Origin of the sequence: Hephaestia mangrovi (genome assembly GCF_019880555.1) — a bacterium.
Lineage (GTDB): Bacteria > Pseudomonadota > Alphaproteobacteria > Sphingomonadales > Sphingomonadaceae > Sphingomonas > Sphingomonas mangrovi.
In genome coordinates this window covers 143,065-158,221 of record NZ_JAINVU010000004.1, presented here as the reverse complement: position 1 = coordinate 158,221, position 15,157 = coordinate 143,065, and the positions used below count along the sequence as shown (strand labels likewise).

13 protein-coding genes are annotated in these 15,157 nt (G+C 66.1%); 7 read left to right on the top strand and 6 right to left on the bottom strand.

Going from position 1 to position 15,157, the window contains the following annotated elements; genetic code table 11:
* Positions 1 to 86: 86 nt before the first annotated feature.
* Entirely contained in the window at positions 87 to 533 is a 447-nt protein-coding gene (gene queF, locus K7G81_RS11125; RefSeq protein WP_223030867.1) for a preQ(1) synthase, read from the bottom strand.
* Positions 534 to 576: 43 nt separating this feature from the next.
* On the opposite strand from queF, the gene K7G81_RS11120 reads away from it, so the two are divergent.
* From K7G81_RS11120 to K7G81_RS11100, 5 genes are all read left to right on the top strand, one after another.
* A complete protein-coding gene (locus tag K7G81_RS11120; protein ID WP_223030866.1) occupies positions 577 to 2,118 on the top strand; it encodes a cryptochrome/photolyase family protein in 1,542 nt (513 codons plus the stop codon).
* 12 nt (positions 2,119 to 2,130) lie between these two features.
* Entirely contained in the window at positions 2,131 to 2,970 is an 840-nt protein-coding gene (locus K7G81_RS11115; RefSeq protein ID WP_223030865.1) for a sulfurtransferase, read from the top strand.
* Positions 2,967 to 4,154, top strand: a complete 1,188-nt coding sequence (gene metC, locus K7G81_RS11110) for a cystathionine beta-lyase (protein WP_223030864.1) — start codon at positions 2,967 to 2,969, stop codon at positions 4,152 to 4,154. The genes K7G81_RS11115 and metC overlap by 4 nt, the downstream gene beginning before the upstream one ends.
* Complete coding sequence (locus K7G81_RS11105) at positions 4,151 to 5,440, top strand: mechanosensitive ion channel family protein (protein ID WP_255586925.1); 1,290 nt, start codon at positions 4,151 to 4,153, stop codon at positions 5,438 to 5,440. Before metC ends, K7G81_RS11105 begins: the two co-directional genes overlap by 4 nt.
* Positions 5,441 to 5,643: 203 nt before the next feature.
* Positions 5,644 to 6,426: a TorF family putative porin gene (locus tag K7G81_RS11100; RefSeq protein WP_223030863.1), complete on the top strand. Its 783-nt coding sequence runs from the start codon at positions 5,644 to 5,646 to the stop codon at positions 6,424 to 6,426.
* A 72-nt stretch (positions 6,427 to 6,498) separates the two neighbouring features.
* On the opposite strand, the gene K7G81_RS11095 is transcribed toward K7G81_RS11100, so the two are convergent.
* The 5 genes from K7G81_RS11095 to K7G81_RS11075 form a co-directional block, all read right to left on the bottom strand.
* Positions 6,499 to 6,909 (bottom strand): DUF3035 domain-containing protein, encoded by a 411-nt coding sequence (locus K7G81_RS11095; protein ID WP_223030862.1) that lies wholly within the window; start codon positions 6,907 to 6,909, stop codon positions 6,499 to 6,501.
* Complete coding sequence (gene lspA, locus K7G81_RS11090; protein WP_369412091.1) at positions 6,902 to 7,423, bottom strand: signal peptidase II; 522 nt, start codon at positions 7,421 to 7,423, stop codon at positions 6,902 to 6,904. Before lspA ends, K7G81_RS11095 begins: the two co-directional genes overlap by 8 nt.
* Entirely contained in the window at positions 7,420 to 10,338 is a 2,919-nt protein-coding gene (ileS, locus tag K7G81_RS11085) for an isoleucine--tRNA ligase (RefSeq protein ID WP_223030860.1), read from the bottom strand. The genes lspA and ileS overlap by 4 nt, the downstream gene beginning before the upstream one ends.
* Positions 10,339 to 10,457: 119 nt before the next feature.
* Complete coding sequence (locus K7G81_RS11080) at positions 10,458 to 11,396, bottom strand: bifunctional riboflavin kinase/FAD synthetase (protein ID WP_223030859.1); 939 nt, start codon at positions 11,394 to 11,396, stop codon at positions 10,458 to 10,460.
* Positions 11,397 to 11,573: 177 nt separating this feature from the next.
* Positions 11,574 to 12,509 carry a ribose-phosphate pyrophosphokinase gene (locus K7G81_RS11075; RefSeq protein ID WP_223030858.1) on the bottom strand — a complete coding sequence of 312 codons (936 nt, stop codon included), beginning with the start codon at positions 12,507 to 12,509 and terminating at the stop codon, positions 11,574 to 11,576.
* Positions 12,510 to 12,610: 101 nt separating this feature from the next.
* Between K7G81_RS11075 and gltX the strand changes: the two genes are divergently transcribed.
* Both gltX and K7G81_RS11065 read left to right on the top strand, forming a co-directional pair.
* A complete protein-coding gene (gene gltX, locus K7G81_RS11070; RefSeq protein WP_223030857.1) occupies positions 12,611 to 13,939 on the top strand; it encodes a glutamate--tRNA ligase in 1,329 nt (442 codons plus the stop codon).
* Between the two features lie 288 nt (positions 13,940 to 14,227).
* The gene (locus K7G81_RS11065) at positions 14,228 to 14,878 is read left to right on the top strand and encodes an energy transducer TonB (protein WP_223030856.1); all 651 of its coding nucleotides are present in this window, start codon (positions 14,228 to 14,230) and stop codon (positions 14,876 to 14,878) included.
* The last annotated feature ends 279 nt before the right edge of the window (positions 14,879 to 15,157 follow it).

The following is a 15,157-nucleotide window of genomic DNA, read 5'->3' as shown; positions in this document are numbered from 1 at the left end:
ACGTCAATGATACGAAGGTTTCACAAATGCTGCGGTGCAGCAAGACGAATCTCGCTAACGTGCGTCAAGGCGGGCGTGCTACCGGGTCAACCGCGGCCGCGATATCCGGGAACTCCCTGATCCGGGAGCCACAGCCCCTCGGGCGGCACCCCCGATTGCCAGAACACGTCGATCGGGATGCCGCCGCGCGGATACCAATAGCCGCCGATCCTGAGCCAGCGCGGCTTCATCTCTTCGGTGAGCCGCTGGCCGATGCCGACCGTGCAATCCTCGTGAAACGCCGCATGATTGCGGAACGAGCCGAGGAACAGCTTCAACGATTTCGATTCGACGATCGTCTCGGCCGGGGCATAGTCGATCACCAGATGCGCGAAATCGGGCTGTCCGGTGACCGGGCAGAGCGAGGTGAATTCGGGCGCCGCGAAGCGCACGAGATAGAGTTCGCCCGCGCGCGGATTGGGAACATAATCGAGCTCCGCCTCTTCCGGACTGGCGGGGAGCAGGCTGGCCTGGCCGAGATGCTTGGGTGTCATGGCGCGGATGTAGGAGGTGGGACGGCGAAATGAAACGGCGGCGATGACGATCCTGATCCCGATCCTGGGCGACCAACTCACCCCGGCGATCACGTCTCTCGATGGAGTCGATGCAGCCTCCGCGGTCGTGCTGATGATGGAGGTCGCCGACGAGACGACTTACGTCCGCCACCACAAGAAGAAGATCGCCTTCATCCTGGCGGCGATGCGCCACCATGCCGAGAGACTTCGCGGCCTCGGCTGGACAGTCGATTACGTACCGCTGGACGATCCCGACAATGCGGGCAGCTTCACCGGCGAAATCGCCCGCGCGATCGAGCGGCACGCTCCCGAGCGGATCATCGTCACCGAGGCGGGCGAATGGCGCGTTGCGGCAATGCTGGAGAATTGGGAAACCCTGTTCGGTCTGCCGGTCGAGATCCGCGCGGACACACGCTTCATCGCCAGCCATGCGGCGTTCGAGGCCTGGTGCGAGGGTCGTAAGCAATTACGCATGGAATATTTCTATCGCGAGATGCGGCGCGAAACCGGGCTGCTGATGAACGGCGACGAACCTGCGGGCGGCATATGGAATTACGATAGCGAAAACCGCAAGCCCGCCGAACGCGACCTGTTGATGCCGCGTCCGATCGCATTTCGTCCCGACGCGACGACCCGGGCCGTGATCGCGCTCGTCGCCGACCGTTTCGCCGACCATCCAGGCACGCTCGACACGTTCACGTTTGCGGTGACGCACGAAGAAGCGATGCGGCAGCAGCGCCACTTCCTGAACGACGCCCTGCCCCGTTTCGGCGATTATCAGGACGCGATGCTGAGTGACGAACCGTATCTGTGGCATTCGACCCTCTCACCCTATCTCAATGCCGGCCTGCTCGACCCGCTCGATCTGTGCCGCAAGGTCGAGGCGCGGTGGCGCGATGGCGACGTCCCGCTGAACGCGGCGGAAGGGTTCATCCGTCAGATCATCGGCTGGCGCGAATATGTTCGCGGCATCTATTGGCGCGAAGGCCCGGATTACGTCCGCCGCAACTTCCTCGGCGCCAAACGCGCGCTGCCCGGCTTCTATTGGAGCGGCGAGACTGACATGAACTGCCTGTCGCAGGCGATCGGGCAAACGCTCGACCTCGCCTATGCGCATCATATCCAGCGACTGATGATCACCGGCAATTTCGCGCTGCTGATCGGCGCCGATCCGGCGCAGGTCCACCAATGGTATCTGGAAGTCTATGCCGATGCCTATGAGTGGGTCGAACTGCCCAACACGCTGGGAATGAGCCAGTTCGGCGACGGCGGGCTGCTCGGCTCGAAACCTTATGCCGCGTCGGGCGCGTATATCAACCGCATGTCCGATTATTGCCGGCGCTGCCGTTACGACGTCAAACAGCGCACCGGCGAGGATGCCTGCCCGTTCAACGCGCTCTATTGGGACTTCCTCGCGCGCAACGAAGCCCGACTGGGCGACAACCCGCGGCTGGCGATGCCGTATCGCACCTGGGCGAAGATGGCGGCAGCGGACAAGCGCGCGATCCGCGCCGCCGCGCATGCCTTCCTCGATCGGCTCGACGAGGCAGACACGCGCGTCTAGGGTCTGCGCGATATGGATTCTCTCGTTTCTACCGATTGGCTGGCCGCACATCTCGGCGATCCCGATCTCCGGGTGATCGACGCCAGCTATTATCTGCCCGAGCACCAGCGCGACGCGCGCGCCGAATATGCCGCGGATCATATCGCCGGCGCGGCGTTCATGGACCTGGCCGGCTTCGCCGATGCCGCGAGCAGCCTGCCCTCGATGGTGCCGTCCGACGCCGACGCCGCCGGGCGCGTCAGCCGGCTGGGGATCGACAGCGGCAGCCGCGTCGTCGTCTATGACGATTCGCCACTGCACAGCGCGGCGCGGGGCTGGTGGCTGCTGCGGCTGTTCGGAGTACGCGACGTCGCGGTGCTCGACGGCGGTTTCGCCAAGTGGCGCGCGGAGAAGCGGCCGATCGGCTATGGTTTCGATCTGCCCGAGCCGGGCAATTTCGCCCCGGTGAGCGACCGCGGCCGGGTCCGCGACCTCGCAGCGATGACGGCCAATCTCGATCACGGCCGCGAGCAGGTTGCCGATGCGCGCTCACCCGCGCGGTTCGCCGGCACCGAGCCCGAGAGCCGGCCGAATACCGAGGCCGGCCACATCCCGGGTTCGCGCAACGTGCATTATGCGACGCTGTTCAACGCGGACGGGACTTGGAAGCAGGGCGAGGCGCTGGCCCGCGCCTTCACCGACCAGGGGATCGACCTCGACAAGCCGCTGATCGCGACTTGCGGATCGGGTATCACCGCGGCCGCGCTGGTGTTCGGCGCGCATCTGCTCGGGCACGAGGCGGCACTCTACGACGGCTCCTGGGCCGAATGGGGCGCGACACCATCGGCGCCCAAGGCAACGGGGCCGGCATGAGCAAGCGCGACGACATCAAGCCGGCAACCCGCGTCGTGACCGCCGGGCGCCGCCGCGAATGGACTCAGGGGATCGTCAACCCGCCGGTGTGGCGCGCCTCGACCGTGCTCTACGATTCGATCGCGGAGATGCGCGAGACGGGCCGCGGCGATACCACCCACAAACTCTATTACGGCCGCCGCGGCACGCCGACGCAATGGTCGCTGGCCCACGCGCTGACCGAACTCGAGCCCGGCGCGGCGGGCACCTTGCTGTACGGATCAGGCGTCGCGGCGATCTCGACCGCGTTGCTCTCGGTGCTCGGCCCGGGCGACGAACTGCTGCTGGTCGACAGCGCCTATGAGCCGACGCGCGCGCTTGCCAACGGCCTGCTCAAGCGGTTCGGGATTTCCACGCGGCTTTATGACCCGATGATCGGCGCGGGCATCGCCGACCTGATCGGCGACAAGACGCGCGCGATCTTCCTGGAGAGCCCCGGCAGCCTGACCTTCGAGGTGCAGGACGTGCCGGCGATCGTCGCCGCGGCCAGGGCGCGCGGGCTGGTGACGCTGCTCGACAATACCTGGGCGACGCCGCTCTATTTCCCGGCGATCGAAAAGGGCATCGACCTGACGATCCTGGCCGCGACCAAATATGTCGTCGGCCATTCGGACGCGATGCTGGGATCAGTGACGGCCAATGCCGAATGGTTTCCGCGGCTGCGCGCGACGACCTATCAACTCGGCCAGACGGCGAGCCCCGACGACGCCTGGCTCGGCGCGCGCGGCATCCGTACCATGGCGGTGCGGCTGGCGCAGCACGAGCGGAGCGCGCTGGCCATCGCGCACTGGCTCGCGGACCGGCCGGAGGTCGCCCGCGTGCTGCATCCGGCGTTGCCGTCATGCCCCGGCCATGACCTGTTCGTGCGCGATTTTGCCGGGTCCACAGGGTTGTTCGCCTTCGCGCTCGCCGACGGCGACGAAGCATCGCGCGCCGCGTTCATCGACGCGCTGGACCTGTTCGGCATCGGCTTCAGCTGGGGCGGCTATGAAAGCCTCGCGATCCCCTGCGATCCGGTGCGCAGCGTGGCTGAGACCGACTTCGGCGGGCCGCTGGTGCGGCTGCACATCGGCCTCGAAGAGCCGGACGACCTGATTGCCGACCTCGATCGCGCCTTCTCCCTGTTCCGGGATCGACGCGGATGAATCCGATCACGCACTGGATGGCGGAAAACGGCATCGCCATGCCGTCCACCGACGCGTTGATCCAGGCGGGAATCGCGATCGGCCTGATCGCGCTGGCGCTGCTGTGCGGCTGGTTTGCCGGGCGCACGCTCGGCCCGCGGCTGACCGGGCTGTGGCGGCGGTTCGTCGGGGAACATCGCGAGGGGCTGGGCGACCAGCTCGGCGCCGTCACTCATTATGCCACGATCGCGCTGCTGTTGGCGTTGCTCGCCAACGCCTGGGTGTGGAGCACGCCCGCCGCGATCGCCATCGGGCTGGCGATGGGCGCCGCCGTGGCCTTGTGCGCGCGCGCGATCCTGCGCGGATTGCAGCTGCCGCGCTGGGCGACATGGCTGGTCGCCGCGGCGCTGTTCGTGCTGGTGCTGTCGAGCACGATCCGCCACGCGACCAGCAACTTCAACCTGCTCGCCGTGCTCGATTCGATCGGCTTCACCGCCGGCAGCCGCCGAGTCTCGCTGTTGTCGGCGATCATGATCGCGATCGGCGGCATCGCGCTGGTGGCGATGGTGCGCGTCGCCAACCGCGTGATCGAACATTCGATCACCAAGACCCAGAGCTTCGATCCGACGCAGAAGCTGCTGATCCAGAAGCTCGCCGGGATTGCGGTGATCATCGTCGCCTTCTTCGTCGGCATCGACCTGCTGCAGATCGACCTCACCACCTTCGCTGTGTTTTCGGGCGCGCTAGGCCTCGCGGTGGGCTTCGGCTTGCAGAAAACCGTCGGCAACCTGATCGCCGGCATCATCCTGTTGATGGACCGATCGATCAAGCCGGGCGACGTGATCGTCGTCGGCGAGAGCTTCGGCTGGGTCAACAAGATCGGCGTGCGCGCCGTCTCGGTCGTCACCCGCGACGGCAAGGAGCATTTGATCCCGAACGAAAACCTGATGACCCAGGAGGTGGAGAACTGGTCCTATTCGGACCGCAAGGTGCGCGTCCACATCCCGGTGGGCGTCGCCTACAGCGCCGATCTCGACCTCGCGCAGGAACTGATGCTGCGCGCCGCCAGCGAATCGCCGCGTGCGCTCAAGAGCCCCAAGCCCGTCGTGCAGCTGATCGCGTTCGGCGATAGCTCGGTCGATCACGAGATCCGGCTGTGGATCACCGACCCCGAGGACGGCGTCACCAACGTTCGTTCCGACGTGCTCAAACGGCTGTGGCGCCTGTTCAAGGAGCACGAGATCGAGATCCCCTTCCCGCAACGCGACCTGCACGTTCGCTCGTTTCCAACGCCGCCGTCCACCTGACCCGCACTGTTGCGAATGCGCAACAGAGGGGCGAATGTGACAGTTATGCGATGAAAGGCTGTTGTGCGCCGCAACAGAAATCGGCACTATTGTGTCGTTACCCGGGGATGTGTGCACAACGGCGCTGGCCGTGAAAAACGATGCGCTGCAACCAGGGTGACGGCAGGCGGGGACGTCGCAAAGCACCTTTCGAAAGGGACAAGATGCGCATCTCCACGATCTCGCTCGGCGCGCTGCTGCTCGCCGCCACCGCTGCGCCCGCGTTCGCGCAGGACACCGCACCACCCAAGCCGTTCACCGTTACCGGCGGCGTGACGCTGACCTCGGACTATCGTTTCCGCGGCATCTCGCAGACCGACGGCGATGGCGCGATCCAGGGCACGGTGAACATCAACCATTCGAGCGGCCTCTACGTCGGCACCTGGGTCTCGACGATCGACGACAAGGTTTCGCTGCCCGGTTACGGCGGCGCCGAGGTCGATCTCTACGGCGGCTACACGAAGACGCTGGACAACGGGTTCGGCTTCGACATGGGCCTGCTCTATTATTACTATCCCGACGGCGACAAGGGCGTGAACACCGACTTCTTTGAGCCCTATGCCTCGATCAGCTACGGCATCGGGCCGGTCTCGGCCAAGGTCGGCGTCAACTATGCCTGGAGCGGGCAGAAGGGCCTGATCAACAAGGACGACAGCACCTATGTCTACGGCCAGGCTGGCGTCGGCATCCCGGGCACGCCGGTGACGGTGACGGGCCATGTCGGCTACACCGCCGGGTCGCTGGGCTACGTCAATCTCGACGCCAATGACGACAATTACCTCGATTACTCGCTCACCGCGGAAGCAGTCGGTGGCCCGTTCAAGGTCGGCGTGACCTATATGGACACCGACATCAGCCACGCCAAAGTATCGGCGCTCGGCGGCCGGTTCGATGAAAAGCTGGCGCGCGGATCGACCGTGCTGGCCTATGTCGGCGTGAGCTTCTGAGCGTTCATCGACAACCGAAATGAAAAGGGGAGCGGCACGCCGCTCCCCCTTTTTGATTCCGTCCGACGCAGGTTATTGCGTCGAGGTGCTTGCTTCCTGGCCATCGCCAGCGGGCGCCGCCTCGATGTCGCGCGTGGTCGAGCCCATATTGACGACATTGGTGCCGGGATCGCCAACCGCCGAGCGGATGCCGGGATCGGCGGCATCCTGACCGGCAGCGTTGAGCGCGGCCGTCTCCGCCGTGCTGCGCGGCGCCGGGCCGCCAAACATCGCGGCGAGCGCGGCCGCGCTGGGATCGGTATCCTGCGGTCGGGCAGCGCCCGGTTGCGGCGGACGCAATGAGAAATTGGGCGGAATGACGAGCGGCGCTTCGCGCGCGACCTCGAATTCGTTGGGACCACCACCGATGCCCTTGCTGCCCGCACATCCGGCGAGCGCCACGGCCAGGCCCAGCCCGCAGGCAATCGGCACCATCTTACGCATTGCTATTCTCCACAGAAGCTCGCGGCGCCTTCGGCTTGTCGCGCGCCACCAGCGCGCGCCCCAAAAGGATCAGGACGCCGATCGTAATCGCCGCATCGCCGAGATTAAAGACCAAAAAGGGCTTCCACGCGCCGAAATGCAAATCGGCATAATCGACGACATAGCCAAGCCGCACGCGATCGAGGATGTTGCCCAGCGCGCCGCCCAGCACCATGCCGAGCGCGATCACGTCGGCACGCACCTTCTCGCGCAGCATCCATATGGTGACGCCGATCGCGATCGCGGCGGTCAGCGCGACGAGCAGCCAGCGACTGGTATCGCTGTTCGCCTGCAACAGTCCCAGCGATACGCCGATATTGGCGACGAAGCGCAGGTTGAAGATCGGTAGAATCTCCATCACCGCGCCATTGTAATCGAGCTGCAGCGGCCCGGTGACGACGAGCTTGATCGCCTGATCGAGCACGAACACCAGCGCCGCGGCGGCAAAGCCCCAGAGGCGGATCGTGCGCGTCACGCCACCACCTCGGCGCAGCGGTGGCACAAGGCGCCGTCTTCGGTCACCTCGGGGAGCAGCCGCCAGCAACGGCCGCATTTGTGATAATCGGTGCGGGTCACGCTCACGCCATCACCTTTAGCGACTTTCGCGACGATGAACACCTCGGCCAATGCCCCGGCCGGGAGCGGCAGGTGCGGCACCGTCACCTCGGCCTCGAGGCTGGAACGGATCACCTTTTCGCGGCGCAAGGGCTCGATCGCCTCAGTCACAGCCTCGCGCAGGCGGCGCACGTCTTCCCAATTGGTGCTGATCGCATCGTCGCCGGGCAGCGCCGGTAGATCGGGCCATTCGAGGAAATGGACCGAGCCGTCCTCGCTGGGGAAGCGCGATTGCCACACTTCCTCGGCGGTGAAGCACAGGATCGGCGCGGCGTAGCGGACCAACGCGTGGAACAGCAGGTCGAACACGGTGCGCGCGGCGCGGCGCTTCACGTCGCCGGGGGCGTCGCAATAAAGCGAATCCTTGCGGATATCGAAATAGAAGGCCGAGAGGTCGTCCTGCGCGAAATCGGTGAGCAGGCGCAGATAGCGGTTGAACTCGAACTTCTCCGCCGCATCGCGCAACGCGACGTCGAGGCGCCCAAGTAGGTGGAGCACGTAGAGCTCCAGCTCGGGCATCTTGTGGATGTCGAGCTTCTCCGCCTCGTCGAAGCCATCGAGCGCGCCGAGCAGGTAACGGAAGGTGTTCCTGAGCTTGCGATAGGCGTCGGACGCGGTGCTCAGCACTTCCTTGCCGATCCGCACATCCTCGAAATAATCGGTCGAGGAGACCCACATGCGCAGGATGTCGGCGCCCGATTCCTGGATGATCTTGAGCGGATCGACGACGTTGCCGAGGCTCTTCGACATCTTGCGGCCCTGCCCGTCGAGCGCGAAGCCGTGGGTGAGGACGGCATCATAGGGCGCGCGGCCGCGGGTGCCGCAGCTTTCGAGCAGCGACGACTGGAACCAGCCGCGATGCTGATCCGAGCCTTCGAGATAGAGGTCGGCGCGAACGCCCTCGCCGTAGCGCGCCTCAATGACGAAGGCATGGGTGGAACCCGAATCGAACCACACGTCGAGGATGTCGGTGACAACCTCGTAATCGTCGAGATTGTAGTCGGGGCCGAGCAGCGCCTGATGGTCCGCCTCGAACCAGGCATCGGCACCGCCGGCGCGGAAGGCCTCGACGATGCGGGCGTTGACGGCCGGATCGTTGAGATACGTGCCGGTCGCGCGGTTGACGTAGAGCGCGATCGGCACGCCCCAGGCGCGCTGGCGCGAGATTACCCAGTCGGGCCGCCCTTCGACCATCGCGCGGATGCGGTTCTTCGAGCGCGTGGGCACCCAGCGGGTGCGCTCGATCGAATCGAGGGCGAGATCGCGGAGGGTGGGCTGGTTCGAAAGCCCCTCCCCTTCAGGGGAGGGGTTGGGGTGGGGCAGTCCGGCCGGCGCCCCGCTCTGCGAGGCATCCCCCACCCCCATCCCCTCCCCTGAAGGGGAGGGGCGAATATTGCCGTCCATTGGAATGAACCATTGCGGGGTGCAGCGGAAGATCACCTTGGCCTTGGAGCGCCACGAATGCGGATAGCTGTGCTGGAAATCGTCCGACGCCGCGAGCAGCGCGCCGGCGTCTCGCAGGTCAGAACAGATCGGGCCGTCGGAAGCGACGAACTTCTTGTTGATGACGCTGCCCTGCCCGCCGAGCCACGCCCAATCCGGACGATAGAAGCCCGCCGCATCGACCGCGAACACCGGATCGATGCCGTATTGGCGGCACAGCAGGAAATCGTCCTCGCCATGATCGGGCGCGAGATGGACCAGCCCGGTGCCCGCATCGGTGGTGACGAAATCGCCGGGGAGCAAAGGGCGGGGTTTGGCGAAGAACCCGCCGAGATGGTGCATCGGGTGACGTGCGATGGCGCCCGCGAGTTGCGAGCCCTTGATCACGACCGACCGAACAACATGCAATCCAGTTCTATGCTCGAATTCTTCGATCAAAGGCTCAGCGATGACAACGCGTCCGCGTTCTTCGATACTCGGGATTGTCCGATTGGGCGACCCGATCCACTGAGCTTCACCGGCGAAAGCCGTGCCGACAACGTACTCGATCTCCTCCCCATAGGCCAAAGCCTGGTTGACCGGGATCGTCCACGGCGTCGTCGTCCAGATCACCGCGTGCGCGCCGACCAACTCCGGCGCGTTCGGCGCTTCCACAATCTCGAACGCGACGTCGATCTGCGTCGAGACGATATCGTCATATTCGACCTCGGCCTCGGCCAGCGCGGTCTTTTCGACCGGCGACCACATCACCGGCTTGGCGCCGCGATAGAGCTGGCCGCTCTCGGCGAACTTGAGCAACTCGCCGACGATCACTGCCTCGGCGTCGAACTTCATCGTGAGGTAGGGATCGTCCCAATCGCCCATCACGCCGAGCCGCTCGAACTGGGCGCGCTGTACGTCGACCCATTTCTCGGCATACGCCCGGCATTCGGCGCGGAACTGCGCGACGGGCACCTCGTCCTTGTTCTGCTTCTTGGCGCGATAGGCTTCCTCGACCTTCCACTCGATCGGCAGGCCGTGGCAATCCCAGCCGGGGACGTAGGGCGCGTTCTTGCCCATCAGGCTCTGCGAGCGGACGATGATGTCCTTGAGGACCTTGTTGAGCGCGTGGCCCATGTGGATGTCGCCGTTCGCGTAGGGCGGGCCGTCGTGGAGCAGCCAGCGCTCGCGGTCGGCGCGTTGTTCGCGCAGGCGGTCATAGACGCCGATCCGCTGCCAGCGATCGAGAATGCCCGGTTCCTTGGCGGCGAGGCCGGCCTTCATCGGGAAGTCGGTCTTCGGCAGGAAGACGGTGTCGCGCCAGTCGCGCTTGGTATCGATCGTGTCGTTCATGGAGTTGCGCCGTTTAACGTCTGTTTCCTGCTTCGTCATGCTGAACTTGTTTCAGCATCCATGGCGCATCGACAGCGTCGCCGCCAACGCGGATGCCGGTCCATGGACCCTGAACAAGTTCAGGGTGACGGCGGGTTGGAGAGGATCGCCCGCGCCCGCTCGCAATCCGCCTCCATCTGCGCGGTCAGCGCCTCGAGGCTATCGAACTTCGCCTCCGGCCGCAGGAAATCGATCAGCTCGACCTCGATCGTCTGGCCGTAGAGATCGCCGGCGAAATCGAAGAAATAGGGTTCGAGCAATTCCTTGGGCGGATCGAAGGTCGGGCGGATGCCGAGGCTGGCGGCGCCATCGAGCACGCGGCCATCGGGCAGCCGCCCGCGCACCGCATAGATGCCGTAGCGCGGGCGCAGGTAGGTGCCGAGCGACAGATTGGCGGTGGGATAGCCGATCGTGCGGCCGCGCTTGTCGCCATGCTCGACCACGCCCTGGATCGCGAAAGGGCGCGTCAGCAATTCAGCCGCCGCGCGCGGATCGCCGGCTTGCAGCAGCTCGCGAATGCGGCTCGACGAAACGGCCTGGCCGTGATCCGCCACCGCGCCGACCGTGTCGACCGAAAAGCCGTGCTTTGCGCCGAGCTGGGCGAGCACCTGGATATTGCCGCCGCGGCCCTTGCCGAAGGTGAAATCCTCGCCAGTGACGACGCCGGCGGCGCCGATCAGGCCGAGCAGCCGCTCGGTGACGAATTGTTCGGCGGGCAGGCGCGCGAGCGTGGCATCGAAATGAAAGACGAGCATCGCATCGGCGCCGGCCCCTGCGAACAGGCGCTGGCGCTGATCGAGCGTGGTGAGGCGGAAGGGCGGGACGTCCGGCTTGAAGAAGCGCACCGGATGCGGATCGAAAGTCGCGACCAGCGCCGGGCGGCCCTCCGCCCGCGCCCGCGCGACGGCGCGGCCGACCACCGCCTGGTGGCCGGCATGAAATCCGTCGAAATTACCAAGCGCGACGATGCCGCCGCGCAAAGGCGCCGGGACCGCCGTGCCGCCATCGAGCCGCTCCATGACGCGAGCCTATAGGGGCGAGGCCAGCGCCATGCCAGCCCTGTGGATGTTCGGCGAAGCGTCGGGAGCCTGATTGCTTCCTCGCTGACATCGTTGGCGCTGGGCGCACCGAAGCAGCTTCTCGCTCCCTCGCCCTTCGACAAGCTCAGGGCGAACAGAAGAGCGGCGCTCTATGCTTTAATCGAACAGGCTCGAGACCGACGATTCGTCGGCAATCCGGCGGATCGCCTCGGCGAGCAGCGGGGCGATGGTCAGGTGGCGAATGCGGCGCGCGTCCTTGATCATCTCGTGGCTGCCGATCGAATCGGTGATGACCAGCTCGGAAAGCTGCGAGCCTTCGACCCGCGCTACCGCGCCGCCCGACAGCACGCCATGGGTGCAATAAGCCACCACGTCCTCGGCGCCGGCCTCCTTGAGCGCGGCGGCGGCGTTGCACAGCGTGCCGGCCGAATCGACGATATCGTCGATCAGGATGCAGAAGCGGCCCTCTACCTCGCCGATGATATTCATCACTTCCGATTCGCCGGCGCGCTCGCGGCGCTTGTCGACGATCGCCAGCGGGGCGTTGTCCAGCCGCTTGGCGAGCGCGCGGGCACGCACCACGCCGCCGACATCGGGCGAGACGACCATCAGGTTATGGCCTTCGAACCGCGCCTTGATATCCGCCGACATCACCGGCGCGGCGTAGAGATTGTCGGTCGGGATATCGAAGAAGCCCTGGATCTGCCCGGCATGGAGATCGACCGAGAGCACGCGATCGGCGCCCGCGACGGTGACGAGGTTGGCGACCAGCTTGGCCGAGATCGGGGTGCGGGGGCCGGGCTTACGATCTTGCCGGGCATAGCCGAAATAGGGAACGACGGCGGTGATCCGCTTGGCCGAGGCGCGCTTCAACGCGTCGATGCAGACCAGCAGCTCCATCAGATTGTCGTTGGCGGGAAAGCCGGTCGATTGCAGGATGAAGACATCCTCGCCCCGGACGTTCTCGAGGATTTCGACGAAGATTTCCTCGTCGGCGAAGCGGCGGACCAGGGCGTTGGTCAACGGCAGTTCGAGATAAGCGGCGATATCGCGCGCCAACGGAAGGTTCGAATTGCCGGCCATCAATTTCATGTGCGTCGCTCCCCGCCTGGTTCGCGTCCCCTTAAAGCGACAAGACGGTGACAGGAAGGGGGCATTGCCGGCGGCGTGACGCGAGCGTAAGCGCAGCCGGCATGAGCGTCGTCACCCGTTTCGCCCCCTCGCCGACCGGCCGGCTGCATGTCGGCAACATCCGCACCGCGCTGCACAACTGGTTGTGGGCGCGGCAGAATGGCGGGCGCTTCGTGCTCAGGATCGACGATACCGATAGCGAGCGCAGCGAGGAACGGTTCGTCGAGGCGATCCGCGCCGATCTCGACTGGCTGGGCATGACGCCCGATGGCGAGGAGCGGCAATCCGCCCGGTTCGCGCTCTACGAGGCGCGATTCGCCGAGCTGGTCGCGGCGGGGCGGCTCTATCCGGCCTATGAGACCGCGCAGGAGCTCGAGCTCAAGCGCAAGATCCTGCTCGGGCGCGGGTTGCCGCCGGTCTATGACCGCGCCGCGCTGGCGCTGACCCCGGACGATCGTGCGGCGCTTGAAGCGGAAGGCGTGCGGCCGCACTGGCGGTTCAAGCTCGATCACGACGCGATGATCGAATGGACCGACCTGATCCGGGGGCCGCAGCATTTCGATCCCAGGACGATGAGTGACCCGGTGGTGCGCCGCGCTGACGGCTCGTGGCTCTACATGCTGCCCTCGGCGATCGACGATGCCGAGATGGGCGTGACCCATGTGGTGCGCGGCGAGGATCACGTGTCGAACACCGCGCTGCAGCTGCAGATGTTCGCGGCGCTGGGCGCCGACGCACCGGCCTTCGCGCACGAGGCGCTGCTGGTCGGCAGCGAGGGCAAATTGTCGAAGCGGCTCGGCTCGGTGGGCGTCGACACGTTTCGCGAGAGCGGGATCGAGCCGGCGGCGGTGCGCGCATTGCTGGCGCGGATCGGGACGAGCGACCCGGTCGAACCGCTGACCGATGCCGCGCCGCTGATCGAGACGTTCGATTTCGCGCGGTTCGGGCGCGCGCCGGCGCGGTTCGACGAGAGCGAGCTGGCCCAGGTCAACAGCCGGATCGTCCACCAGCTCGATTTCGCCGAGGTCGCCGATCGGCTCCCGGCGGGGATGGACGCGGCGGCGTGGCTGGCGATCCGGCCCAACCTATCGGTCGTCGCCGAAGCGGCGGACTGGTGGCACGTCGTCGAGGGACCGATCGAGCGGAGCGCCGCCGCGGAGGACCGCGATTATCTCGCCCGGGCGCGCGCCGTCGCCGCCGAAATCGATTGGGCCGGCGATCCCTGGCACACGCTGACCGCACGGCTGAAGGACGAGACCGGGCGCAGGGGGCGCGCGCTGTTCCTGCCGCTGCGCCAGGCGCTGACCGGCCGCGATCATGGGCCGGACATGGCCGCGCTGCTGCCGCTGATCGGCCGCGAGCGGGCGCTGGCGCGTCTGACGACCGACTGAGGAAAACCGACAAGGGACTGGCGTGAAAGCATTTGTCGTGTTTGCCGTTACGTTGTATCATGTCAATCGACCCGGCCGCAGAGACGGGCGAAAGCACAGGAGAATGCCAAATATGGTGGAATTGAAGCTCGCCTAAAAAGTGTCGTCATGCCGAACTTGGTTCGGCATCCATGGAGCAACGCCAACCGAGACGCTTGATGGTGGTGGGGCGCCATGGACCCTGAAACGAGTTCGCGGTGACGATTCCCCTGCGGCGAATTTCGATTCCCGATGACCAGGAGAAAGGCCATGTATGCGGATCGTCATGCCGGGGCGCGCGGGATCAAACCGGTCAGCCTCGGGGCTTCGTTGCTCGTCAATGGCGCGGTGGTGCTGGCGCTGATCTACGCCGCGCCCAATGTGGTTGGCCACAAGGAGCCGCCGATCAAGATCGAGTTCATTCCGATCCCGCCCCCTCCGCCGCCCCAACCGCAGCCGAGCGCTGCGCCGCACCGGGCGACGCCGGCGCCGCTGCCTTATGTGCCCAAGCCCGACGTGCCGGTGCCCCACCTGACACCGCCGATCGACATCACGCCGTCGCTGCCGCTCAATCCCGGGCCGATCGTGGGGCTCGACGACGGGCCGGCGGTGCAGCCGAGCCCGTCACCGCTGGCGCTGGTCGGCGCGACAATCGATCCGCGCCATGCGGCCGATTTCCAGCCGCCCTATCCGCCGTCCGAGCAGCGCGCGGGGCGCGAAGGCCGCGTGGTGGTGCGCGTGCTGATCGGCGTCGACGGGCGGGTGAAGCAGATCGAGAAGGTCTCGGCGACGAGCGACGCCTTCTTCGACGCGACGCGCCGGCAGGCACTCGGCAATTGGCGCTTCAAGCCCGCGACGCGCGGCGACGTGCCCGTCGAGCAATGGAAGCAGATGAGCGTGACGTTCGTGCTCCAGGGTTAGGGCTGATCTAGCGCGGGCGGGCCGTGGGGCCGCGACGGGCGGGGTCGGACTGCCTGACGATGCGCTTCGTTTGGCAACCCCGACCTCGCCCGCGCGGCCATGACGATCAGGAGAAACGGCAGCTGGCGCGCCCTGGCAATCCACCCACCTGTCGATGGGGATGGCGAGGCAGTCCTTCGCGGTCTTCAAACCGAAGCTGAATATATTGCTGCACGCGGCAGCTAATGTGGTGGAATCGAACTTCGCTGCATCCATGATCGAATCGTCACCCTGAACTTG